Source organism: Streptomyces sp. NPDC037203 (assembly GCF_055605065.1).
Genome location: NZ_JBVJUC010000008.1, coordinates 115235 through 137015, shown reverse-complemented (window position 1 = coordinate 137015; position 21781 = coordinate 115235). Strand labels below are relative to the sequence as shown.

Genomic DNA, 21781 nt, shown 5'->3' with positions numbered 1-21781 from the left:
TATGACGCCTATCACAGAGGTGGAGGGGCGGCGGGTCCCGCTGACCAACCTGGAGAAGGTGCTGTATCCGGCGACCGGCTTCACCAAGGCGGAGCTGGTGCACTACTACGCCACCACCGCCGACGCCCTGCTCCCGCATCTGCGCGACCGCGCGGTGTCCTTCCTGCGCTATCCGGACGGCCCCGAGGGCCAGGTGTTCTTCACCAAGAACGTGCCGCCGGGTACCCCCGAGTGGGTCACGACGGCCGAGGTGCCGCGGTCCTCGGCGGAGGGGCCCGCCCGGATGGTCGTCGTACAGGATCTGCCGAGCCTGGTGTGGGCGGCGAACCTGGTCACCGAGTTCCACACCCACCAGTGGCTGGTGCCCTCGCCGGGGGTGGCCGACCGGCTGGTGTTCGACCTCGACCCCGGTGCCCCGGCGACGGTCGTGCAGTGCTGCGAGGTCGCCCTGTGGCTGCGCGAGCGGCTCGCGGCGGACGGGATCGAGGCGTACCCGAAGACCGCCGGGTCCAAGGGGCTGCACCTGCTGGCCGCGGTGTCCGGCGCCTCCCCGGAGCGGACCAGCGAGTACGCCAAGGCGCTCGCGGTCGAGGCGGAGCGTGCGCTGCCCCGGCTCGTGGTGCACCGGATGACCAGGAGCCTGCGGCCCGGCAAGGTGTTCGTGGACTGGAGCCAGAACGCGGCCCGCAAGACCACCGCCACCCCCTACACCCTGCGCGCCCGCCGCGCCCCCCTGGTCTCCGCGCCCGTGACCTGGGACGAGGTCGCCGGGTGCCGCTCGCCGGAGCAGCTGGAGTTCCGCGCCGAGGACATCGCACCGCGCCTGCGCGACCACGGCGACCTGCTCGCCCCCCTGCTGGACGCGCGGCAGGCCGCGCCCCTGCCTCCCAAGACCTAGGGTCTTCCCTCCGGGATCAGGCCGGGCCCCCGAGCGCCCGGCCTGATCCGAACGACGGACCCTAGACCTGCTCCCAGGTGTGCCGGTCCCGTGCCATCGCGTGCAGCGCCTCCACGTCCGCCGGTTTCAGCACGCCGCCCAGCCGGGCCAGCCCCGGCAGCTCCGCGGCGGACAGGACCCGGACCTCCCGCGGCGCGGCGGTCAGGGTCACCCCGGCGGGGTCGGTCAGGGCGAGGAGCGGGCGGACCTCCGCGGTCAGGGCGAAGGCGGCCCGGCCGGCCCGGTCCCGCAGCCGGCGCAGCAGGGGCTCGGCCGCGCGCCGCCCCACGGCGACCATCGGGTCGGCGATCCGCACCCGCGCCCTGCGGGCGTACAGGGCGTGGACGGCGAACAGCCCGCCGGGGCCGATCAGCAGATGGTGGACCCGGTCGCCGCCCGGCAGCGGCAGCGAGTGCAGGGCGCGCCAGCCGCCGCCCTCCAGGCGGTCGAGGGCCGCGCCCACGGTCTGCTCGGCCAGCAGGGCGCGCCGGCGCGGGTCGGGGCGCAGCCGGTGCCCGGCGCCCGGATCGCGGTCGAGGGCGACCAGCAGCGCCTCGCCGGGCCGGTTGGGCGCGAGGTCGTCGTCCGGGTGCAGGGCGAGCCGGGCCAGTTCGGCGGGCGTGGGGACCGGGGGCGGCCCCACGGCGACCGGGCCGGTGAGGAAGGGCCCCAGGGCTTCGAGCACCCGTTCCCGTTCGGCCTCGGCGAGCAGGTCGACCCGGCCGGCGTCGCGGTCGTACCAGGCGATCCGGCTGCCGTCCGGGCGGCAGACGTACAACCGGTCCCGGCCGTGCCGGCGGGCCGGGACCACGCGCAGTGCGTTCATACGCATCACCCCTCGACCATGGGAACAGGCCGGGTGCTTACCGGGCAAGAGCGGCTACCGTGGAGGGCGGCCCTGCGCAGGGGAGTTGGGGAGGCGCCGGTGCGAACCCGCGGGATGCAGCCCGACGTGCCCGCTCCACGGAGCCCGTGGAGCGAGATCGTGCCCGGCCTGTGGATGGGCGGGCACGAGTACCGGGGGCGTACGGGGCGGCTGGAGACGGCCGTCGTACGGGACGAGTTCGATGTGGTGCAGTCGCTGCTGCGGCTGCCGGGCTACGGCCCGGACGCGGGCGTCGAGCACCATGTGTGGCCGGTCCCGGACGGGCCGCTGGACGGGACGCAGCTCGCCGGGGTGATCCGGCTGGCGCGGGCGGCGAACGAGGCGCTGGACGCCGGCCGCCGGGTGCTGGTGCGCTGCTACCACGGCTACAACCGCTCGGGTCTGGTGGTGGCGCACGCGCTGATCCAGCGGGGCGAGGCGCCGGACGAGGCCGTCCGGCTGATCCGGGCCCGCCGCTCGGCGTGGGCGCTGCACAACGACCTGTTCGTGGCGTATCTGCGCGCGGGGCTGCCCACCGTACGACTCCTCGAAGAACTGGCCGAGTAGCCTCTCTCCAGGCTTCCGGCAGCCGGGGGCGCAGAACGGACGAAAAGGGGCTTCCTTGGAATCTATGTGCATACTGGCCTACTGACCTGCAAATCCATCGCCCCTGGAGCACCGTGCCCCTCCGTCGCCCTGTGCGCACCGCCTTCGCCGCGGTCGCCGTCGCCCTGCTGTCGGCGACGGCGGCGGCCTGCGGGGACGCCGGACAGCTGCGCAGCGCCGGGCCGACCCAGACCGCGGACAGCCCCGCCAAGCTTTGGCCCGACCTGCGCCCGGCGTCCAGCCCGGCCTACCCGTACGACGTGGCCACCCGCGAGGTCGTCAAGGGCCTGACCGTGCCCGGCGGCGACATACGCCGGGTCGATCCGGTGGACATCGTGGAGGCGGAGCTGAAGGCGCACCCGGCCGACTACGGGTCCAAGGGGGCGTTCCACGGGACCGTGGACCGGGTGAAGGAGTGCCGCGCGGGCGGCGACCGGGCGCTGTGCCCGCTGCTCAAGCCGTACTACCGGGACCTCACCGGGGACGGCCGGCCCGATCTCACGCTCGGCTTCCGGCTGTACCCGACCAACCAGACGGCGGTCCGGGTCTACACCGTCGAGGGCCGCCGGCTGGTGCAGGTGCTGGCCGACAACGACGCGATCCTCGGCGTGGAGCTGGCCGGGCGGGCGCTGATCGAGCGCAACCCGGCCGACATCTCCGGCTACGAGTACCGCACCACCTGGGAGTGGGACCCCGGCCAGCGGGCGATGGTGTTCTCCCGCGACGAGTACCTGCACACCGGCACGGGCCGCCGCGTCCACAAGGCCGCTCCGTCCGCCGCTCCGTCCGCCGCTCCGTCCGCCGCCCCGTCCCCCTCGGGCACGCCATGAGGCTGCTGCTGGCCCGCTGGGCCGGGCCCCTCGCCGTGAAGGCGGCCGCGTTCATCACCGTGATGTGCTGCGCGCTGGCCGCGCTGCTCGGTGTGCTGGTGCACGTCTCGGTGACCGACCAGACCGTCGGCCAGGCCCGCGGCCTCGCCCTGTCCCGGTTGGCGGACGCCACCCGCGCCTACGAGGCCGGGGACACGCTGCTGCCGAACGCCGGGGTGGACCCCCAGGGGCTGCCCGGCTCGCTGCGGGCGCTCGCGGTCTCCGGGCGGCGCGGCACCATCGTCTCCACGCACCGGGGGCGGCCGACGATGTGGGCGGCGGGCCCCGTCCAGGGGCACCGGGCGCTCGCCGTGGAGATCGACTACTCGCAGCAGTCCCGCACCATCGCCGGGCTGGACAGCTCGATCCTGTGGTCCTCGGTGCTCGCCATCGGCGCGACCGTGCTGGTCGGCGTGTTCGCCGTGTCGCGGGTGACCCGGCGGCTGCACGGCACGGCGCGGGTGGCCCGCCGGATCAGCGCGGGCGACCTGGACGCGCGGGTCGGCGACCCCCGCACGAAGGACCCGACCCGGCCCCAGGACGAGGTGGCCGCGGTGGCCGCCGCGCTGGACACGATGGCCGCCTCGCTCCAGAGCAAGCTGCTCAGCGAGCAGCGGTTCACCGCGGACGTGGCGCACGAGCTGCGCACCCCGCTCACCGGGCTGCACGCGGCGGCGGAACTGCTGCCGCCGGGGCGGCCGACGGAACTGGTGCGGGACCGGGTGGCGGCGCTGCGCACGCTCACCGAGGACCTGCTGGAGATCTCCCGCCTGGACACCGGGCGGGAGCGGCTGGAGGCCGACGCGGAGGAGCTGGGGGCGCTCGCCGAGCGGGTGGTGCGGGCCTCGGGGACGGACACCGAGGTACGGGTGGTCCGGGACGCGCTGGTGGAGACCGACCGGCGGCGCCTGGAGCGGGTGCTGGGGAACCTGGTGGCCAACGCGCACAAGCACGGGGCGCCGCCGGTGGTCCTCACGGTCAACGGGCCCGTGGTGACGGTGCGGGACCACGGGGGCGGATACCCCGACTACCTGGTCGCGCACGGCCCGCAGCGGTTCCGCACCGAGGGCGGGGCGAAGGGGCACGGGCTCGGCCTGACCATCGCGGCGGGCCAGGCGGAGGTGCTGGGCGCGCGGCTGTCGTTCCGGAACGCGGCGGAGGGGGGCGCGGTGGCGACGCTCGTCCTGCCGGTGGCTTCGCTGGCGACGCCGTAGAGCCGCAGGGCACACACGGCCCCGCGCCCCTTTGGGGCGCGTTGCAGTGCGGCGAATTAGCCCGGTTTCGGTAGGTTCTCGGCATGACCGACGCCGGAACCGCCGCGGCCACGGCCCCCGCCGCCGTATCCGTCGCCCGGCTGCCCCGGCGACGTGGCATCGAGTTCGCGCTGATCGTGCTGGCCGTCACGCTGTCGGTGTACGGGTACTGCGCGGTGGGCCTGGCGCGGGCCGGTCGGGTGCCGCCGGGGGCGCTGGCGTACGGGGCCGGGCTCGGGGTGCTCGCGCTGCTCGCGCACCTCGCCGTACGGCTGCGGGCGCCGTACGCCGATCCGCTGCCGCTGCCCATCGGGGTGCTGCTCAACGGGCTCGGCCTGGTGCTGATCTACCGGCTGGACCTGGAGACGCCGGGCGACCGGGCCGCCCCGGCCCAGCTGGTGTGGTCCGCGCTCGGGGTGGCCCTGTTCATCGTCGTCGTCCTGCTGCTGCGCGACCACCGGCTGCTCCAGCGCTACTCCTACGTGTGCGTGGTCGCGGCCCTCGTGCTGCTGCTGGCGCCGATCCTCTTCCCGGCGGTCAACGGGGCCCGGATCTGGATCCGGGCCGCCGGATTCTCCATCCAGCCCGGCGAGTTCGCGAAGGTGCTGCTGGCGGTGTTCTTCGCCGCGTACCTCGCCGCCAACCGCAACGCGCTGGCGTACACCGGCCGCCGGCTGTGGCGGATGCAGTTCCCGACCGGGCGGGTGCTCGGCCCGATCGTGACGATCTGGCTGCTCAGCGTCGGGGTGCTGGTCCTGGAGCGGGACCTCGGCACCTCGCTGCTGTTCTTCGGGCTGTTCGTGGTGCTGCTGTACGTCGCCACCGGGCGCACCGGCTGGATCGCGGTCGGGCTGGTGCTCGCCGTGCTGGGTGCGGTGGCCGTCGGCCGGGTGGAGCCGCACGTGGGCGGCCGGATCGCGGACTGGCTGCACCCGTTCGCCACCATCGAGGCCGGGCGGGGCCCCAACCAGCTCTCCCAGTCGCTGTTCGCGTTCGCCGCCGGCGGGCTGCTGGGCACCGGGCTGGGGCTCGGGCACTCGGTACTCATCGGCTTCGCGGCCAAGTCCGACTTCATCCTGGCCACGGCCGGCGAGGAGCTGGGCCTCGCCGGTCTCGCCGCGATCATCCTGCTGTACGCGCTGCTGGTGGAGCGCGGCTACCGGGCGGGCCTCGCGCTGCGCGAGCCGTTCGGGCGGCTGCTCGCGGTGGGGCTCGCCTCGATCCTGGCGCTCCAGGTGTTCGTGATCGCGGGCGGGGTGACCGGGCTCATCCCGCTCACCGGCATGGCGATGCCGTTCCTCGCCCAGGGCGGCTCCTCGGTGGTCACCAACTGGACGATCGTGGCCCTGCTGATCCGGGTCAGCGACTCGGCGCGCAGCCAGTACGACGGCAGGGAGGCGCCGTGAGCGAGTTCTCCGGGGTGGGCGAGGGCGGGCGGCCGATGGCCCGGTACATCCGGCACGCCTGCGCGTTCTGCACGCTGCTGCTCGCCGCCCTGCTGGTGAACGCGGCCCGCGTGCAGCTGGTCCAGGCCGGCGACTACACCGGCAACCCGGCCAACCGCCGCGCGGCCATCGCCCGTTACCAGCAGCCGCGCGGCGACATCCTGGTCGGCGGCAAGCCGGTCACCGGCTCCGTGGACACCCATGAGCAACTGCGCTACGAACGCGCCTACCAGAACGGCCCGTTGTACGCCCCGGTGACCGGGTTCGCCTCCCAGTCGTACGGCACCACGTTCCTGGAGAACGCCGAGGACGGGGTGCTCTCCGGCAGCGACCCGCTGCTCGCGCCGCTGCCGCTGTGGAACGGCCTGACGCGCAGCCGCAGTCCGGGCGGGAACGTGGTGACGACCCTCAACCGGGCGGCCCAGGAGGCGGCGTACCGGGGGCTCGGCGGGCGCAAGGGCGCGGTGGCCGCGATCGAACCCTCGACCGGGCGCGTCCTGGCCCTGGTGACGAGCCCGTCGTACGACCCGGCCCAGCTCTCCGGCAACGCCGAGTCCGTGGCCTCCGCGTGGGCGCGGCTCAACGGCGACCCGGAAAAGCCGATGCTCAACCGGGCGGTGTCGCAGACCTATCCGCCGGGTTCCACGTTCAAGGTGGTCACCGCCGCGGCGGCGCTGGACGCGGGCGTGGTCACCGACCCGGACGCGCGGACCCGCTCCCCCGACCCCTACCGGCTGCCCGGCACCCGCACCCAGCTGACCAACGAGGCCGACGGCTGCGCGGACACCTCGTTGCGGGACGCCTTCGAGTGGTCCTGCAACACGGTCTTCGCCAAGCTGGGCGTGGACGTCGGAGTGCAGGGCATGACGGCCACGGCGCGGGCGTTCGGGTTCGACGACGGCGGACTGCGCATCCCCTTCCCGGTCGCGCGCAGCACCTTCGACTCCCATGTGGACAAGGCCCAGTTGGCGCTCTCCTCGATCGGCCAGTACAACACCCGCGCCACCCCGCTCCAGATGGCGATGGTCGCGGCGGCCGTCGCCGACGACGGGCGGCTGCACACGCCGTACCTGGTGGAGCGCACCACGCGGCAGGACGGCGAGACGGTCACGGGCAGCGGGACGCATCCGGTGCGGCAGGTCATGCGCCCGTACACGGCCGAGCAGTTGAAGGAGCTGATGACCGGGGTGGTGCGGGAGGGCACCGGCACCCGCGCGGCCATCCCCGGCGCCGTCGTCGGCGGCAAGACCGGCACCGCGCAGCACGGGGTGGGCAACACCGGGCTGCCGTACGCCTGGTTCGTCTCCTGGGCGCAGGACCAGGACGCGGTGGAGCCGGCGGTGGCGGTCGCGGTGGTGGTGGAGGACGCCTCGGCGGACCGGGGCGAGATCAGCGGCGGGGGCGACGCGGCGCCGATCGCGCGGGACGTGATGCGGGCGGTGCTCGGCCGGTGAGACGGGGCGGGCGCGGGCGGCCGAATCGCCCGCTGTGGCGGATGCCGTTCGCGCCCGGACCGCAGGCGGCGGTCAGCCCATCGGCTTGATCGCCTCGGAGCGGACCTGGAACGTCTGCCTGGCGAGCGCCGCCAGGTCGACCCGGGACGGGTCCTGCGCCATGTCGGCCATGTCCACGATGGCGATCGTGGCCGCCGTGTTGCCGTCGGCCCAGGCGCAGGAGGGCATGGTGATCTTCGTGCCGGCGTGGTCCTGGACCGCCACCTCGCAGCTGATGGTGATGCCCAGGTCGAAGTCCTTGGCGGGCACGGCGAGCGTGGTGCCGGCGCTCTGGGTGACCCCCTTCATCATGTTCCGGCGGAGCTGGTCCGTCTCCTTGAGCCGGCCGTACATGCCGGACACCACGAGGTTGCCCTTGGCCGGGTCGCCGCCCAGGGCGTACGTGCCCACCACGGCGTGCACGTCCTTGGCGTTCCAGGAGGAGTTCGCCTCGCTCTCGATCTCCTGGCCGTCCTGCGCGGAGAGGTCCTTGGAGAACTCGTACTTCCCGTCCAGCAGCGTCCGGGGCAGCGTGAGCCTGTTCCGGGCGTCCGGGTAGGTGGTGGCCGCCTTGTAGCCGATCGCGCCGAGGGCGACCACGCCGCCCACGATCAGTACGACCGCACCGCCGACGATCCCGAGGATGAGGCCGAGCCGGCTTTTCCTCGGGGGCGGCGGCACGACGGGCGGCATACCGCCCCAGCCCTGGTACGGCGGCTGCTGCGGGAACCCCGGCTGGGGGTACGGCGAGCCGCCGTACGGACCGGGGTTCTGCGGCTGGGGCTGCCCGTAGGCGGACGGCTGGCCGTAGGGGGACTGCTGCCCGTAGGGAGGCTGCTGGTCGTACGGAGGCTGCTGGCCGTAGGGGGAACCGGGCTGGTTCGGGTACGGCGGCTGCTGCGGCGGAGGCATGGACACGCCAGCACGCTACTGCACCGGAGTGAACGGACGGGCACCGAGCCGCCGCCGGGCCTCCGCCCGCCCCGGCCTGCCCGGCCCCCTCCGCCCCGCGCCTCTCCCCGCCCGCTCAGTCCCCCTCCGCCCCCGACTCGATCGCCGCCTCCACCTCCGCGATCCGCGCCCGCTCCTGTGCCGCGAAGCGCCGCGCGTCCAACTGGTCGGCCAGCTCCTCGTCTTGGACCATCAGCCCCTCCAGGTCCGAGTCGCCCAGCTCCAGCACGCCCAGGTCGGCGTACGCCCGCCGCAACCGCTCGCCCCACAGGCCGATGTCCTTGACGCAGGGCACGATGCGGCTGAACAGCAGCTTGCGGAACAGCCTGAGGAACTCGCTGCGCTCGGTGAACTCCGCTGCCTCGGCGCGGGGGATGCCGAAGTTCTCCAGCACCGCCACACCGCGCAGCCGGTCGCGCATCAGATAGCAGCCCTCGACGACGAACTCCTCGCGCTCGCGCAGTTCGGCGTCGGTGAGCTGCCGGTAGTAGTCGCGCAGCGCCATCCGGCCGAAAGCCACGTGCCGGGCCTCGTCCTGCATGATGTACGTGAGGATCTGCCGGGGCAGCGGCTTGTCCGTGGTGTCCCGGATCATGCCGAACGCGGCGAGGGCCAGCCCCTCGATGAGCACCTGCATGCCGAGGTAGGGCATGTCCCAGCGGCTGTCGCGCAGGGTGTCGTCCAGCAGCGACCCGAGGTTGTCGTCGATCGGGTAGACGAGCCCGATCTTCTCCTTCAGGAACCGGCCGTAGATCTCCGCGTGCCGGGCCTCGTCCATGGTCTGGGTCGCGGAGTAGAACTTGGCGTCCAGGTCGGGCACCGACTCCACGATCCGCGCGGCGCAGATCATCGCGCCCTGCTCGCCGTGCAGGAACTGGCTGAACTGCCAGGACGTGAAGTGCCGGCGCAGCTCGCCCTTGTCGCGCTCGCTCATCAGGTCCCAGTAGCGCGTCCCGTACAGGGCGGTCGCCTCGTCGGGGGTGCCGAGCGCGTCGCAGGGATCGACCTCCAGGTCCCAGTCGATGCGCCGGGTGCCGTCCCACTGCTTGTCCTTGCCCTTCTGGTACAGGGCCAGCAGCCGCTCGCGGCCGTCGTCGTACTCCCAGCTGAACCGGGCCGCGCCGGACGCGGGCACCTGCCAGGTGGGCTCTCCGGGTTCATTGGCGTACAGGTCATGGGTGGACATATCTCGCAGGTTCACACGTAGACGCGTAGTCAACAAGTCGTGCGCAGGGGATTGACGGGCTTGCTGACAAGCAGTCTCATAAGTTGCGTACGACATACCACCGGGTAACGAGGTGAGGGAGCCATGACGACCCTGACGGATGCGGACGCGCTGGACGGCCTGCGCGACGCGCTCGGCCTGCTCAAGGACCGGGAGCAGGTGGCCGAACGGCTGCTGGTCTCCTCCGCCAAGCACTCCTTCGACCCCGACAAGGAGCTGGACTGGGACGCGCCCTTCGAGGAGGGCAAGTGGTTCTGGCCGCCCGAGCTGGTCTCGCTGTACGGCACGCCGATGTGGCAGCGGATGAGCGAGGAGCAGCGCATCCTGCTCTCCCAGCACGAGGCGGCGGCGCTGGCCTCGCTCGGCATCTGGTTCGAACTCATCCTGATGCAGCTGCTGGTGCGGCACATCTACGACAAGGCCGCCACGAGCGCGCACGTGCGCTACGCCCTCACCGAGATCGAGGACGAGTGCCGCCACTCGAAGATGTTCGCCCGCCTGATCGAGCGCGGCGACACACCCTGGTACCCGGTCAGCAAGACCCATCTGCACCTGGGCCGCCTCTTCAAGACCATCTCCACCACTCCGGGTTCCTTCACGGCGACCCTGCTGGGCGAGGAGGTCCTGGACTGGATGCAGCGGCTGACCTTCCCGGACGAGCGGGTGCAGCCCCTGGTCCGGGGCGTGACGCGGATCCATGTGGTGGAGGAGGCGCGCCATGTGCGGTACGCGCGCGAGGAGTTGCGCCGCCAGATGGTGACCGCGCCGCGCTGGTCCCAGGAGTTCACCCGGCTCACCTCCGGGGAGTTCGCCCGCGTCTTCTCCATCGCCTTCGTCAACCCCGAGGTGTACACCAACGTCGGGCTCGACAAGCGCGAGGCCATGGCCCAGGTCAAGGCCAGCGGTCACCGCCGCGAGGTCATGCAGACCGGCGCGAAGCGGCTGACCGACTTCCTCGACGACATCGGCGTGCTGCGGGGCGCCGGACGGCGGCTGTGGCGGTCGTCCGGGCTGCTGGCGTAGCCGGGCACGCCATGCCCCCGCCGGCGGAACCGCGTCCGTCCGGCGGGGACCCCGGCCTGCCCGCGCACCCTAGGCGTGGGCGCTGATCACACCGCCGTTGCTGAGCACGATGTACACGCCGTTGGCGTCGAGGCCGACGTCGTGCCGGTCCTTCGTCTCGATGGTGGCGGCCACACCGTCGTGGCCGATGATCTGCGCGCGGTAGCGCAGCTCGCCGAACCTGGTGACCTTGGCGGTCCAGCCGCCCGCGAGCTTGAAGGTGCCCGGACCCTGGTGGCCGCCGCCCATCCAGGCGTGCACCTCGCCGCCCAGCGTGAGCACGATGAACATGTCGTTGGCGTCGAGGCCCGCGTCCTGTCCGTTCGTCTCCAGGGTGGCGAGGACCGAGCCGCGGTTGACGATCTCGGCGCGGTAGCTCTGCTCACCGAGCCGGTAGATCTCGGCCGTGCTGCCGTCCGGCAGTTTCTGGGTGCGGTCCGGGGACGACTTCTTCGCCGTCGTGGCCGCCGCCGTGGTGCGGTGCGCGCCGTGGGAGGTGGCGGCGTGGGCGGAAACGGCGGTCAGCGAGAGCGCCGCGGCCGCGGCGACGGCCACCAGGCCGGTGGTGCGAGCGGTACGGCGAGCACTGCGAGCAATCATGATCGAACTCCCCCTTGGTCGTCTGCTGTTCCCTACGCCCCATCAGATGACCGCTGTGCGCGCGGAGTTCACCCGGTTCTGTCCGCACTTGGTAACAACGCGAACGCCCTACGAATCCCCGCCCGCCCCGGTGAGGGTGACGAGCGCGGCGACACCGGTGACATCGAGGGCCTCCTCGCGGGCCCCGCCGGACAGGGCCGCATCGAACAGGGCCGCGTCGAAGCGCCCGAGAGCCGTACCCTCCCCGTCGAGGACGGCGGAGCCCGCCAGGACGACGGCGAGCAGCACGGCCCCGGCCGGCGGGGCGGGCAGCGCCACCCGCCCCCGGACGATCTCCACCCGCGCGCCAGCCCGCCCGCGCCTGGTCATCACGTTGAAGTCGACGAGCGGCCCGCCGAGCAGCCGGCAGCCGGTGTCCGCGTCGCCGGGGAAGGCGAACGGGACGTACGGCTCGGCCACGGTGTGCGGGGTCCCGTCGACGGTCAGCACCATGCCGGGGCCGTCGACCAGGGTGATGACCCGGTCCACCCCCTCGAAGCGGGAGAACGGGCCGCCCCGCGCCACATCGGCGAGGCTGACCCGCCACGCGAAGTCCGCCATTCCCGCCCCGGCGGGGGCCGCGGCGATCTCACGGGTCAGCCCGCCCCCGTTCTTCCACGCCACCGCCGCCCGCTCTCCGGCCCTCAGCACGCGCACCGCCATCCCGCACTCCCTCTCGTCCGATCTCCCCCGTGTGTATCCGCGGACCGCCCCCGCTGTCGAGCGCGGTAGGCCGGCCGGCACCCCGCGCCGCAGCGGGCGCGCAAGTTACGCTGCGTGGCATGACCCCCCAGACCGCCACCACCCCCGCCTACCGCCGGCTCAGCGTCGAGGAGCGGCGGCGGCAACTGCTGGACGCCGCGCTGTCGCTGTTCGCGCACCGGGCGCCCGAGGACGTGTCGCTGGACGACGTGGCGGAGACGGCCGGGGTGTCGCGGCCGCTGGTGTACCGGTACTTTCCGGGCGGCAAGCAGCAGCTGTACGAGGCCGCGCTGGGGTCGGCCGCGGACGAACTGCGGCAGTGCTTCGACGAGCCCCGCACCGGCTCCCCGCTGGCCCGGCTGACCCGCGCCCTCACCCGCTACCTGGCCTTCGTGGACGAGCACGACACCGGCTTCGCCGCACTGCTGCGCGGCGGCAGCGTGGCGGAGACCTCGCGCACCACGGCCATCGTGGACGGGGTGCGGCGGGCCGCCGCCGAGCACATTCTCAGCCACCTCGGCGCCACCGACCCCGGCCCCAGGCTGCGCATGACCATCCGCATGTGGATCACGGCCGTCGAGGCGGCCTCGCTGATCTGGCTGGACGAGGACAAGCAGCCGCCCGCCGGAGAACTGCGCGACTGGCTGGTGGACCAGTTCGTCGCCACCCTCTCGGTCACCGCGGCCCGCGACGAGCAGACCGCCGCCCTCGTGGGCACCCTCGCGGAGGATGGCCGAGACTGAGACCGTGAAGACCCAGGACATCCCGTTCGAGGACGGCCCCATGGACGGACGCGTGCTGCCCGTCCTGCTCGGGCCGACCGGACACCCCCCGAAGACGTACCGCATCCCCGTCCCCGCCCCGGACGACGGCCCGCCCACGGTGTACGTCTACCGCCGCGTGCCCCGCGGCCACAGCAGGCGGCTGGGCCTGGTCCAGGGATGGAAGTACGCGTACGACCCCGACGACACCTCCGGCGGCCGCCTGCGCTGGCCCTGGTCCAGGCCGCACGCGAAACCGCACACCGAACCGCGCGCCGGGGCGGACGGCAAGCCGGGTGACACGCGCGGGTGACACGGTTGCGCCGAACCGCGCACACGCGGCGCGCGCCAAGCAGGGATACGTCTGATTATCGCGGTCGGATAGGGCACGGCAATGCGCCCACCCCTTCCGCACCCGAGGTGATGACGTGTCAGGAAAGCTTGTGCGCCTGGCCTGTACGGCCACGGTGGCGGCCCAGGCCGTCCTCGCGCCCGTGCCCGCCACCGCCGCGCCCGACTCGCCGCAGCGCTCCGTCTCCCAGCTGCTGACGGACCTCCAGAAGCTGTACCGGCAGACCGAGCAGGCCACCGAGACCTACGACGCCACCGCCGACCGGCTGGGGCGGCAGAAGTCCGAGGTGGCCCGCCTGGACAAGGAACTCCAGCGCGCCCGGCGGGCCCTGGAGGCCGGCCGCGCCGACGCCGGGCGACTGGCCCGCCAGCAGTACCAGGGCGCCTCCGGCGGGCTCGGCCCCTACGTCAGCCTGCTGTTCGCCCCGGATCCGCAGCGTCTGCTGGACGAGAGCCATGTGCTCGGCGAGCTGGCCCGGCAACGCGCCCACGCGGTCGACCGGTTGACCGGCGCCGAGCGGCGATCGGACGCCGTCGCCCGCACCGCGCGCAAGGCCCTCGACACCCAACGGGCCCTCGCCGGGCAGCAGAAGAAGCAGCGCGACACCGTCCAGGCGAGACTCGCCGACGTGGAGCGCCTGCTGGCCACCCTCGACCCCGACCAGCTGGCCGCCGTCGACCGCCTCGAACAGCAGGGCGTCACCGCGGCACAGCGGGCCCTGGCCGGCTCCCTCCCCGACGACCGCTCGCCCTCCGGCGCCGGCGAACGCGCCGTCCGCTTCGCCCTGAAGCAGGTCGGCAAGCCCTACGTCTGGGGTGCGCAGGGCCCCTCGTCGTACGACTGCTCCGGCCTGACCTCCCAGGCCTGGCGCCACGCGGGCACCCCGATCCCCCGCACCAGCCAGGAGCAGTGGCGGACCCTGCGCCACATCCCCCTGCGCCAGCTGCGCCCCGGCGACCTGGTGATCTACTTCCCGGAGGCCACCCACGTGGCGATCTACGCGGGCGACGGCAAGGTCGTCCAGGCCCCGAGACCGGGCACGAGGATCAAGATCTCACCGCTGGCATCCAACCCGGTCCTGGGCGCCGTCCGGCCCGACAGGGGCTGAGGGGCGACTTCCGAGGGGCGCGGGGCGGTGCCCGGCACGCGGCTCGACCGGTGCGAGCGCGGGCAGCCACGAACCACCCGCAGCCGCCCACGCGCCCCCACGGTCACTAGGCCCCGGCCACCGACCCGAGGTACGCCTCGGCCTTCTCCGGCTCGAAGAAGAACTCCTCGAAGTCGGCCGGGTTGTTGAACCCGTTGGCGAAACGGTCCGCCACCGGCTGCAGCTGCCCCGCCGCCCCGATGAGGTTCAGGACATGCTCCGGCGGCGGCGCCAGCATCGCGTTCGTCCACTTGGTGACGTGCCGCGCGGTCTGCCAGTACCGCTCGAACGTGCCCCGCATCCACTCCTCGTCGAACGGCTGCTCCCCGCGCTCCAGGATCGACGCGAGGTACGAAGCCGCGCACTTGGACGCGGAGTTGGAGCCCTGCCCGGTGATCGGGTCGTTGGCGACGACCACGTCCGCGACGCCCAGTACCAGGCCGCCCGAGGGCAGCCGGCCGATCGGGTTGCGCACGGTCGGCGCGTACCGCCCGGCCAGCGTGCCACCGGCGTCCGTGAGTTCGACCTTCGTCGCCCGCGCGTACTCCCAGGGCGTGAACCGCTCCATGAGTTCCAGGGTCAGGGAGAGGTGCTCGGCCGGGTCCTTGACACCGTTGAAGACGTCGAGCGGGCCGCCCGGTATGCCCTCCCAGAACAGGATGTCGGCGCGCCCGGAGACGGTGTACGTCGGCATGACGAACAGCTCGCCGACGCCCGGCACCAGGTTGCAGCGCACCGCGTCGAACTCCGGGTGCTCGGGGCGCGGGCCGAGCCCGTGGACGTACGCCACCGCCAGCGCGCGCTGCGGCTCGCTGTACGCGGAGCGTGCGGCGTCGCGGGCGAACATGGACACCAGCTCGCCCTTGCCGGCCGCGACCAGCACCAGGTCGTAGGTGCGCGAGAAGTAGTCGAGGTCGCCGACCGCCGCGCCGTGGATGACCAGCTGGCCGCCGCGCTGGGCGAAGGTCTCCATCCAGCCGGCCATCTTCACGCGCTGGTCGACGGACTGGGCGTAGCCGTCGAGCCTGCCCACCCAGTCGATGGCGCGCTGGGTGGGGCCGGGGTCGTGCGAGCCGGGGGCCGCGACCGAGACGCCGAGGCCCTGGATCTTCGGGGCCTGGGACTCCCAGAAGTTCAGCTGGAGGTCGCGCTCGTGCTGGAGCGCGGTGTGGAACATGCACTGCGTCGACATCACACGGCCGGACCGGATCTCGTCCGCGGTCCGGTTCGACATCAAGGTGACCTCGTAGCCGTGCGACTGGAGGCCGAGGGCGATCTGGAGGCCGGACTGACCGGCTCCGACGACGAGTATCTTCCGCATGAGGGTGGTGGCTCCTTACAGGACTACTCGGGGGTTTCGTCCAGCGCGTGGCCGACCAGGGCCAGGAGGGTCTCGATGGCCGAAATCCGCCGGCGCGCATCCATGATCATGACAGGGATGTGCGCGGGTATCGTCAGCGCCTCCCGTACATCCTCGATGTCGAACCGCTCGCTGCCGTCGAAGTGGTTGACTGCGACGACGTACGGCAGTCCGCAGCTCTCGAAGTAGTCCAGGGCGGGGAAGCAGTCCTTGAGCCGGCGGGTGTCGGCCAGCACCACGGCGCCGATCGCGCCGCGCACCAGGTCGTCCCACATGAACCAGAACCGCTGCTGGCCCGGCGTGCCGAACAGGTAGAGCACCAGGTCGTCGTCGAGCGTGATGCGGCCGAAGTCCATGGCCACGGTGGTGGTGACCTTGTCCGGGGTGTCCGACAGGTCGTCGGTGCCCTCGCTCGCCTGGGTCATCAGCGCCTCGGTCTGCAGGGGCGTGATCTCCGAGACGGCCGTGACCAGCGTGGTCTTGCCGACGCCGAAGCCGCCCGCCACCACGATCTTCGTCGCGACGGGGGCCCGCGTCCGGTCCGTCTGCCAGGCCTTCAGGTCCTCGTCGGGCTCGGCGAACCCGGCCACGAGGGGGGCGGCGCCTCTCGCGGAGGCGGTGGCGTCAGAGACGGCGAAGTCCACTCAGCACCCTTTCCAGCAGAGCGCGGTCCGGGCGGCCGGTGCCGTGACCGGTTCCGGTGCCGTACACACGGATCTTTCCCTGGTCCGCGAGGTCGCTCAGGAGTACGCGGACCACGCCGAGCGGCATCTTCAGCAGCGCGGCGATCTCGGCCACCGTGCGCATACGGCGGCACAGTTCGACGATGGCCCGCATCTCCGGCATGACACCGGCGAGCGATCCCTTCGTCAGTTCCTTGCGCTCCTCGGGCGCCTCGATGGCCGCGGTGCTGGCCACGAACGTCTCCACGAGGAGGACATGGCCGAAGCGGGTGCGGCCGCCGGTGAGCGAGTAGGGGCGCACGCGGGCGGGTTTGCGCTCGCCGCCGCGCACCGGGAGCTTCCTGGGCGCTGCGCTCATCGGGCGCTCCCGGCCGACTCCAGGGACTTGCGCAGCTCGCTGCGGAGTTCCGGGGTGAGGACGTGGCCGGCGCGGCCGACGAACAGCGCCATGTGATAGGCGACGACGCTCATGTCGCACTCGGCGGAGCCATGCACGCCGAGCAGTGAGCCGTCGCTGATGGACATCACGAACAGGCTGCCCTCCTCCATGGCGACCATGGTGTGCTTGACCCCGCCGAACGCCATCAGCTTGGCGGCGCCGACGGTGAGGCTGCCGATGCCGGAGACGATGGTGGCGAGGTCGGCGGACGAGCCTCGGGGCCCCTTGCCGGGGCGGGCCTGGCGGGACTGCGCTGCGTGGCCCGGATCGGACGACAGCAGGAGCAGACCGTCCGAGGAGACCACGGCGACGGACTGGATGCCGGGGACCTCCTCGACCAGGTTGGTCAGCAGCCAGTGCAGATTGCGGGCCTCAGTGCTCAGCCCGAAGGTACTGGGAGCGGTCAACTGCTTGCCTCCTCGACAGGGCCCCCCGTGGCTTCTTCGGAATGGTCTGCGATCTCTGCCTCTACGTCGCGGTAGCCGGCCTGTGCTCCTCGGCGGAAGCCACCGAGCCTGCGGCGCAGGGCCTCGGCATCGACGCTGGTACTGCGCTGGCGGGGCGGGGGTGCGGGTGCGGTGATCCTGGGCGTGCGCTTGGGCAGCCCCTTGCTGGTCACCCGCTCCTCGTCCGCGCCGTCTTCGGCGGCGTCCTCGGCCGCGGGCCGCGCGTGGCTGATGTGGTCGGTGTGGCCGGCGTTGCCGGCACCGGCGGAAGCCGCGGATTCGGCGGCGGGAGCCGGGGGCTCGGTCGCGGCGGGAGCCGGGGGCTCGCCGGGTGCCCGGTCCGGCGTCCTGCCCGGCGCCGGGTCCGCTGCCTCGACCGCCGTCTGGTCCGGTGCCTCGTCCGTGACCGGGAGCAGCAGCTCCATCGTCGTCTCGGCGAAGGTCTCCACCGGGGCCTTGGGACGGGCCTCCGCCTCCTGCGGGGCGGACCCCGCCTGCTCGTGCGTCGTCTCGTCGCCGGCCTCCGGCTCCGCGTCGTCGGACGCGTCCGGGCCGGCCTCCCGCTCGGGCGCCCGCGCCGGCTCCTGGTCCCGGTCCCGGTCCGGTTCCACCCCGGCGTCCCGGACCGCCTGCTCGGCGAGCGCCACCAGCGGGTCCTGCTGCCCGGTGCCGTCCTTCGGGCGGGCCGGCAGGAGGTTGGAGTTGGCCTCGGCGGCGGCGCCCGGCAGGGTGAAGGTGCCGGTGGTGGAGGTGGCCGGATGCGGGGGTACGGCGGTGGCGGGGGCCTCGGACAGCAGGGTGGCCGGAAGCACCACGACCGCGGCGACCCCGCCCTGCTTCTGCTCGCGCAGCTGCACCCGCACCCCGTGCCGGTGGGCGAGGCGGGCCACGACGTACAGGCCGAGCCCGAGGCCGTCGTCGCCCTCCTGGTCGTACGCCGCCTCGGGGTCGAAGTCGGCGAGGCGCGCGTTCAGGCGGGTGAGGCGGTCCTCCGCCATGCCGATGCCCTCGTCGTGCACGGAGAGCATGACCTCGCCGGACTCCAGGAGCCAGCCGGAGACCTCGACCGGCACGTCCGGCGGGGAGAACGTGGTGGCGTTCTCCATCAGTTCCGCCAGCAGGTGCGAGAGGTCGTCCGCGGCGAAGCCCGCGAGGTGCGCGTGCGGCGGCAGCGAGGCGATGCGCACCCGCTCGTACCGCTCGATCTCGCTGACCGCGGCGCGCACCACGTCGACCAGCGGCACCGGGCCGTGGTGCTGCTGCACATGCTCGGTGCCGGCGAGAACCAGCAGGTTCTCGCTGTGTCGGCGCATCACCGTGGCGAAGTGGTCCAGCTTGAAGAGGGTGGCGAGGCGCTCCGGGTCCTGCTCGCGGTCCTCCAGGCCCTCGATGACGGCGAGCTGCCGCTCGACCAGTCCGAGGGTGCGCAGCGCCAGGTTGACGAAGGTGCCGCCGATGCTGGCGCGCACCCGTCCCAGTTCGGCCGTCGCCCCGGCGAGTTCGGCGCGCAGCTCCTCGCGGGCGTCGGCCATCTGCTGCCGCTGCCCGACCAGGTGCTTGCGGTCGGTCTCCAGGGTGGTGACCCGCTCCTGGAGGGCGACGGCGTGCGCGTGCAGGGCGTTGACCGAGCGGACGACCTGGGCGAACTCGTCGTTGCGGCCGGTGAAGGCGATGGGCTCGCGGGCGCAGACGTCGCCGGGCTCGGCGAGCCGGGCGGTGCCGCGGCGCAGCACCGACAGCGGCCGGGTGAGGGTGCGGGCCATGGCGGTGGCGACGCCGACGGCGACCAGCAGCAGCACGCCGAGGACGGCGACGCGGATCTCCAGCGCGGTGACGTCGTCGTCGCGCAGTTTCTCCAGGTCCTGGGTGCGGTGCTGGTAGAGGGCCGACTCCGCGCCGCGCATCAGGTCGATGCGCCCGGACAGGGCCGCGTCCAGCTTGGCGGCGCTGGGGACCGACGCGCCCTCGGGGAAGGTGGGCCGGGCGGTGAGCGTGTCCAGGTACTTCTCGGCCGAGTTGACCTCGCCGCCGGTGACCGTGGAGTCGTAGGCGTCGACGGCCGACTTGGGCGCGGTGTCGCGGAAGTCGGCCAGGGCCGCGTCGGAGCGCAGCCGGGCCTGCTGGGCGGCGGCGACGAGCGCGTCGCGCTGCTTGCGGCCGGCCGCCGTGGGCACGGAGATGGTGGTGGACAGCCCGGTGACCGGGTTGTACACCGTCTGGGTGCTGGCCGGGACGCCGAGGGCGGCGAGCAGCAGACCGCGGGCGGCGGCGGACTGCTGGACGGCGGTGTCCAGCTCGGCGAGCGCGTGGGCGCCGGAACCGGCCCGCGGGGGCATCCGGTCGGCGAGCTGCTCGGCGAGCCGGTGCAGTTCGGTGATCGTCGCCGAGTACGCCTGGTGCGCCTCCAGGGCCGTGCTCTTGCCGGCGAGGGCGGCGCGCCGGACGGTCGCGATGTGGTCGAGGTCGCCGCGCAGGCCGGCCGGGGTGCCGCTGTCGGCGCGCAGGTCCTGCACCTGGCGGTCGACGCGGGTGCTGCGGTCCTCGGCGGGCGCCTTGGACTCGGGGCGGCCGGCCGCGATGTAGGCGGTGACCTCGTCGCGTTCGTCGGCCAGGGAACCCGCGAGGGCGAGGGCGTCCTGAGTGCGGGCGGCCAGTGTCACCAGGTCCTGGGAGTCGCTCACGTCCGAGGAAGCGGTGAGCAGCGAGGGCGCTCCGGCGCCGGCCACCGCGGCGGCCACGACCGCGACGGCGACGATCAGCCGGGTGCGCACATGCGTGGGCCGGCCGGTGCCCACGGGGGTCTCGGGGGCGGCCTTCTCGGGGGCCGTCTGCCTGCCTGTGCGCCGAGGCCGCTTCATCTGCACCGGTGCTCGCATTCCTGAACTCGTCTACCCAAGGGTCCGGGTGGCGCCCCGTCAGCTCGGTGCCAAGTGGTGCGTGCACCCGGTTCGTACGGTTCCCGACCCTCCCAGCGCCGGTGGGCAGTGGCCGCGCATCACCTGACCCGCCACCCGAAGGAGTGAACATCGGAGGGGAGTTGGCGGGCAAGTTCCTCTGGCGTGTGCGGGGCCGCCCTGCGGCAGGCCGGTTGGACGCACGCGACAGGGTTTGGCAATATTCGCCACCGCGCTTTTTCGGAGTGGCCCATTTCCGACCAAACCAGGCGGCTGGCCTGCGCGAGCATGTCAATCGGACGGCGATTGCCAGCCTTTGGGAGACGCGGTGAAGGGGTCGTGCAGACTGGCCGGATGCGAACTGATCTCGTTTCGGAACCCGGCGACGCGAACCGACCCAACGAGGACTTCGCCGATATCGGACTGGCCGCCTCCGGACAGGGCGGTTGCGCGATCTTGCTGGACGGAGTGACACCGCCGGCCGGGGAGAGCGGCTGTCTGCATTCCGTCCCCTGGTTCACCGCCCGGCTCGGCGGCGCGCTGACCGAACTGACCCTTTCCGGCCGAGATCTGACACCGGCCGAGATCCTTTCGCGGGCGATCGAGCGCACCGCGCGGACACATGCGGACACCTGTGACCTTTCTCACCCGCGCACGCCGCAGGCAACCGTGGTCGTGGTGCGGTGGTCCGCCGAGACGGTCGAGTACCTGGTGCTCTCGGACTCGGCGCTGCTGCTGCGCTCTCCCTCGGGCAAGGTCACCCCGGTCCTGGACGACCGGCTCGCCCGGCTGCCCCGCTCGGCGCTGGCCACCGAAGCGCTGGTGGACGCGCGCCTGCGCAACAAGGAGGGCGGCTTCTTCACGGCCGCCGCGGACCCGGCCGTCGCCGCCCGCGCGGTGACCGGCACCGCGCCCCGGTCCGAGGTCGCCGCGCTGGCCGCCCTCACGGACGGCGCGACCCGCTGGACGGAGACGTTCCGCCAGGGCGACTGGACGGATCTGTTCGGCCTCCTCGCCCGCGAGGGCGCTCGCTCGCTGGTCGACCGGGTACGGCGGCTGGAGGCGGCGGACCGGGAAGAGCGGGCCTTCCTGGGGCGCGGCAAGACGCACGACGACGCGACGGTGGTGTACGTCGAGCTGTGACCGGCTCGGGTCGCGGGCTACCTCTCCATGACCCCGTTCAGCTGGTGCAGCAGCCGGGCCAGCTCGGCCACCTCCCGGCGGTCCCAGTGGGCGAGCTGGCTGACGTACCGGGCGCGGCGGGCCTCGCGGACCGTGCCGACCCGTCGGCGCCCTTCCTCGGTGAGGGTGACGAGCCAGGCGCGGCCGTCGGCGGGGTCGGGCTCGCGGGTGATCAGACCCAGCTCCTCCAGGGCACGGAGCTGGCGGGACATGGTGGCCTTGCCGACGCCGAAGTAGCCGGCGAGTTCGGTGGCGCGCCGGCCGCCGTGCTCGTTCAGCCGGATCAGCAGCCCGTAGGCGGAGGACTCCAGGTCGGGGTGGACCTCCCGTGCCATCTCGCCCTGGTTGGCGCGGGCGCGTCGCAGCAGTACGGTCAACTCGCGTTCGAGTGCCAGGAATTCCTGGTCTGCACCACTGGGCGTCACCTGCTCGGCGACGCGTGCTTCTGCGCCGTTTGCGTCCTCGTGCAC

The 21781-nt window shown here is 73.3% G+C and carries 22 protein-coding genes; 11 read left to right on the top strand and 11 right to left on the bottom strand.

The genetic code is table 11. The features are described 5' to 3' along the window. Nucleotide 1: 1 nt before the first annotated feature. Nucleotides 2-898, top strand: coding sequence for a non-homologous end-joining DNA ligase (gene ligD / locus ACZ7EC_RS22345; protein WP_471065002.1), 897 nt, complete (start codon nucleotides 2-4; stop codon nucleotides 896-898). Between the two features lie 61 nt (nucleotides 899-959). On the opposite strand, the gene ACZ7EC_RS22340 is transcribed toward ligD, so the two are convergent. Further along, nucleotides 960-1763 carry a nuclease-related domain-containing protein gene (locus ACZ7EC_RS22340; protein ID WP_471065000.1) on the bottom strand — a complete coding sequence of 268 codons (804 nt, stop codon included), beginning with the start codon at nucleotides 1761-1763 and terminating at the stop codon, nucleotides 960-962. 99 nt (nucleotides 1764-1862) lie between these two features. On the opposite strand from ACZ7EC_RS22340, the gene ACZ7EC_RS22335 reads away from it, so the two are divergent. From ACZ7EC_RS22335 to ACZ7EC_RS22315, 5 genes are all read left to right on the top strand, one after another. Continuing rightward, nucleotides 1863-2369 (top strand): protein-tyrosine phosphatase family protein, encoded by a 507-nt coding sequence (locus tag ACZ7EC_RS22335; protein ID WP_471064999.1) that lies wholly within the window; start codon nucleotides 1863-1865, stop codon nucleotides 2367-2369. A gap of 113 nt (nucleotides 2370-2482) precedes the next feature. Next, nucleotides 2483-3238, top strand: coding sequence for a hypothetical protein (locus tag ACZ7EC_RS22330; protein WP_471064997.1), 756 nt, complete (start codon nucleotides 2483-2485; stop codon nucleotides 3236-3238). Further along, a complete protein-coding gene (locus tag ACZ7EC_RS22325) occupies nucleotides 3235-4491 on the top strand; it encodes an ATP-binding protein (RefSeq protein ID WP_471064995.1) in 1257 nt (418 codons plus the stop codon). Before ACZ7EC_RS22330 ends, ACZ7EC_RS22325 begins: the two co-directional genes overlap by 4 nt. An 83-nt stretch (nucleotides 4492-4574) precedes the next feature. Continuing rightward, nucleotides 4575-5936, top strand: a complete 1362-nt coding sequence (locus ACZ7EC_RS22320; RefSeq protein ID WP_471064993.1) for an FtsW/RodA/SpoVE family cell cycle protein — start codon at nucleotides 4575-4577, stop codon at nucleotides 5934-5936. Nucleotides 5937-5971: 35 nt separating this feature from the next. After that, a complete protein-coding gene (locus ACZ7EC_RS22315) occupies nucleotides 5972-7429 on the top strand; it encodes a penicillin-binding transpeptidase domain-containing protein (RefSeq protein ID WP_471065291.1) in 1458 nt (485 codons plus the stop codon). Between the two features lie 72 nt (nucleotides 7430-7501). On the opposite strand, the gene ACZ7EC_RS22310 is transcribed toward ACZ7EC_RS22315, so the two are convergent. Both ACZ7EC_RS22310 and ACZ7EC_RS22305 read right to left on the bottom strand, forming a co-directional pair. Then, entirely contained in the window at nucleotides 7502-8380 is an 879-nt protein-coding gene (locus ACZ7EC_RS22310) for a hypothetical protein (protein WP_471065289.1), read from the bottom strand. Between the two features lie 115 nt (nucleotides 8381-8495). Further along, nucleotides 8496-9605 carry a ferritin-like domain-containing protein gene (locus ACZ7EC_RS22305; RefSeq protein ID WP_471064991.1) on the bottom strand — a complete coding sequence of 370 codons (1110 nt, stop codon included), beginning with the start codon at nucleotides 9603-9605 and terminating at the stop codon, nucleotides 8496-8498. 123 nt (nucleotides 9606-9728) lie between these two features. On the opposite strand from ACZ7EC_RS22305, the gene ACZ7EC_RS22300 reads away from it, so the two are divergent. After that, complete coding sequence (locus tag ACZ7EC_RS22300) at nucleotides 9729-10667, top strand: AurF N-oxygenase family protein (RefSeq protein WP_471064990.1); 939 nt, start codon at nucleotides 9729-9731, stop codon at nucleotides 10665-10667. Nucleotides 10668-10736: 69 nt separating this feature from the next. Here the strand turns inward: ACZ7EC_RS22300 and ACZ7EC_RS22295 are convergent, their stop codons facing one another. Both ACZ7EC_RS22295 and ACZ7EC_RS22290 read right to left on the bottom strand, forming a co-directional pair. Further along, nucleotides 10737-11306: a hypothetical protein gene (locus ACZ7EC_RS22295; protein ID WP_471064988.1), complete on the bottom strand. Its 570-nt coding sequence runs from the start codon at nucleotides 11304-11306 to the stop codon at nucleotides 10737-10739. A gap of 108 nt (nucleotides 11307-11414) precedes the next feature. Beyond that, nucleotides 11415-12008 carry a HutD/Ves family protein gene (locus tag ACZ7EC_RS22290; protein WP_471064986.1) on the bottom strand — a complete coding sequence of 198 codons (594 nt, stop codon included), beginning with the start codon at nucleotides 12006-12008 and terminating at the stop codon, nucleotides 11415-11417. 119 nt (nucleotides 12009-12127) lie between these two features. Here ACZ7EC_RS22290 and ACZ7EC_RS22285 point away from each other — a divergent pair, with 119 nt between their 5' ends. The 3 genes from ACZ7EC_RS22285 to ACZ7EC_RS22275 all read left to right on the top strand — a co-directional run bounded on the left by ACZ7EC_RS22285 (nucleotide 12128) and on the right by ACZ7EC_RS22275 (nucleotide 14268). Then, complete coding sequence (locus ACZ7EC_RS22285) at nucleotides 12128-12790, top strand: TetR/AcrR family transcriptional regulator (RefSeq protein ID WP_471064984.1); 663 nt, start codon at nucleotides 12128-12130, stop codon at nucleotides 12788-12790. 4 nt (nucleotides 12791-12794) lie between these two features. Continuing rightward, a complete protein-coding gene (locus ACZ7EC_RS22280; RefSeq protein WP_471065287.1) occupies nucleotides 12795-13121 on the top strand; it encodes a hypothetical protein in 327 nt (108 codons plus the stop codon). A gap of 115 nt (nucleotides 13122-13236) precedes the next feature. Then, the gene (locus tag ACZ7EC_RS22275; RefSeq protein ID WP_471064982.1) at nucleotides 13237-14268 is read left to right on the top strand and encodes a C40 family peptidase; all 1032 of its coding nucleotides are present in this window, start codon (nucleotides 13237-13239) and stop codon (nucleotides 14266-14268) included. Between the two features lie 106 nt (nucleotides 14269-14374). Here ACZ7EC_RS22275 and ACZ7EC_RS22270 read toward each other — a convergent pair whose 3' ends face one another. The 5 genes from ACZ7EC_RS22270 to ACZ7EC_RS22250 are packed head-to-tail and all read right to left on the bottom strand — an operon-like array spanning nucleotide 14375 to nucleotide 20099. Beyond that, nucleotides 14375-15628 (bottom strand): styrene monooxygenase/indole monooxygenase family protein, encoded by a 1254-nt coding sequence (locus tag ACZ7EC_RS22270; protein ID WP_471064980.1) that lies wholly within the window; start codon nucleotides 15626-15628, stop codon nucleotides 14375-14377. A 23-nt stretch (nucleotides 15629-15651) separates the two neighbouring features. Next, nucleotides 15652-16311, bottom strand: a complete 660-nt coding sequence (locus ACZ7EC_RS22265; RefSeq protein WP_471064978.1) for a GTP-binding protein — start codon at nucleotides 16309-16311, stop codon at nucleotides 15652-15654. Then, nucleotides 16292-16708 (bottom strand): DUF742 domain-containing protein, encoded by a 417-nt coding sequence (locus tag ACZ7EC_RS22260; RefSeq protein WP_471064976.1) that lies wholly within the window; start codon nucleotides 16706-16708, stop codon nucleotides 16292-16294. The genes ACZ7EC_RS22265 and ACZ7EC_RS22260 overlap by 20 nt, the downstream gene beginning before the upstream one ends. Continuing rightward, nucleotides 16705-17196, bottom strand: coding sequence for a roadblock/LC7 domain-containing protein (locus ACZ7EC_RS22255; RefSeq protein ID WP_471064975.1), 492 nt, complete (start codon nucleotides 17194-17196; stop codon nucleotides 16705-16707). The genes ACZ7EC_RS22260 and ACZ7EC_RS22255 overlap by 4 nt, the downstream gene beginning before the upstream one ends. Continuing rightward, entirely contained in the window at nucleotides 17193-20099 is a 2907-nt protein-coding gene (locus tag ACZ7EC_RS22250; protein ID WP_471064973.1) for a sensor histidine kinase, read from the bottom strand. Before ACZ7EC_RS22250 ends, ACZ7EC_RS22255 begins: the two co-directional genes overlap by 4 nt. Before the next feature lie 384 nt (nucleotides 20100-20483). On the opposite strand from ACZ7EC_RS22250, the gene ACZ7EC_RS22245 reads away from it, so the two are divergent. Further along, on the top strand, nucleotides 20484-21272 hold the full coding sequence (locus ACZ7EC_RS22245) for a hypothetical protein (protein WP_471064971.1): 789 nt from the start codon (nucleotides 20484-20486) through the stop codon (nucleotides 21270-21272). Between the two features lie 17 nt (nucleotides 21273-21289). Here ACZ7EC_RS22245 and ACZ7EC_RS22240 read toward each other — a convergent pair whose 3' ends face one another. Beyond that, complete coding sequence (locus ACZ7EC_RS22240) at nucleotides 21290-21781, bottom strand: MarR family winged helix-turn-helix transcriptional regulator (RefSeq protein ID WP_471064969.1); 492 nt, start codon at nucleotides 21779-21781, stop codon at nucleotides 21290-21292.

Bases quoted from the DNA above. Each gene is read 5' to 3' on its own strand.
- ligD (WP_471065002.1), top strand. From the start codon at position 2: ATGACGCCTATCACAGAGGTGGAGGGGCGGCGGGTCCCGCTGACCAAC.
- ACZ7EC_RS22340 (WP_471065000.1), bottom strand. From the start codon at position 1,763: ATGAACGCACTGCGCGTGGTCCCGGCCCGCCGGCACGGCCGGGACCGG.
- ACZ7EC_RS22325 (WP_471064995.1), top strand. From the start codon at position 3,235: ATGAGGCTGCTGCTGGCCCGCTGGGCCGGGCCCCTCGCCGTGAAGGCG.
- ACZ7EC_RS22320 (WP_471064993.1), top strand. From the start codon at position 4,575: ATGACCGACGCCGGAACCGCCGCGGCCACGGCCCCCGCCGCCGTATCC.
- ACZ7EC_RS22315 (WP_471065291.1), top strand. From the start codon at position 5,972: ATGGCCCGGTACATCCGGCACGCCTGCGCGTTCTGCACGCTGCTGCTC.
- ACZ7EC_RS22310 (WP_471065289.1), bottom strand. From the start codon at position 8,380: ATGCCTCCGCCGCAGCAGCCGCCGTACCCGAACCAGCCCGGTTCCCCC.
- ACZ7EC_RS22305 (WP_471064991.1), bottom strand. From the start codon at position 9,605: ATGTCCACCCATGACCTGTACGCCAATGAACCCGGAGAGCCCACCTGG.
- ACZ7EC_RS22300 (WP_471064990.1), top strand. From the start codon at position 9,729: ATGACGACCCTGACGGATGCGGACGCGCTGGACGGCCTGCGCGACGCG.
- ACZ7EC_RS22295 (WP_471064988.1), bottom strand. From the start codon at position 11,306: ATGATTGCTCGCAGTGCTCGCCGTACCGCTCGCACCACCGGCCTGGTG.
- ACZ7EC_RS22290 (WP_471064986.1), bottom strand. From the start codon at position 12,008: ATGGCGGTGCGCGTGCTGAGGGCCGGAGAGCGGGCGGCGGTGGCGTGG.
- ACZ7EC_RS22285 (WP_471064984.1), top strand. From the start codon at position 12,128: ATGACCCCCCAGACCGCCACCACCCCCGCCTACCGCCGGCTCAGCGTC.
- ACZ7EC_RS22270 (WP_471064980.1), bottom strand. From the start codon at position 15,628: ATGCGGAAGATACTCGTCGTCGGAGCCGGTCAGTCCGGCCTCCAGATC.
- ACZ7EC_RS22260 (WP_471064976.1), bottom strand. From the start codon at position 16,708: ATGAGCGCAGCGCCCAGGAAGCTCCCGGTGCGCGGCGGCGAGCGCAAA.
- ACZ7EC_RS22245 (WP_471064971.1), top strand. From the start codon at position 20,484: ATGCGAACTGATCTCGTTTCGGAACCCGGCGACGCGAACCGACCCAAC.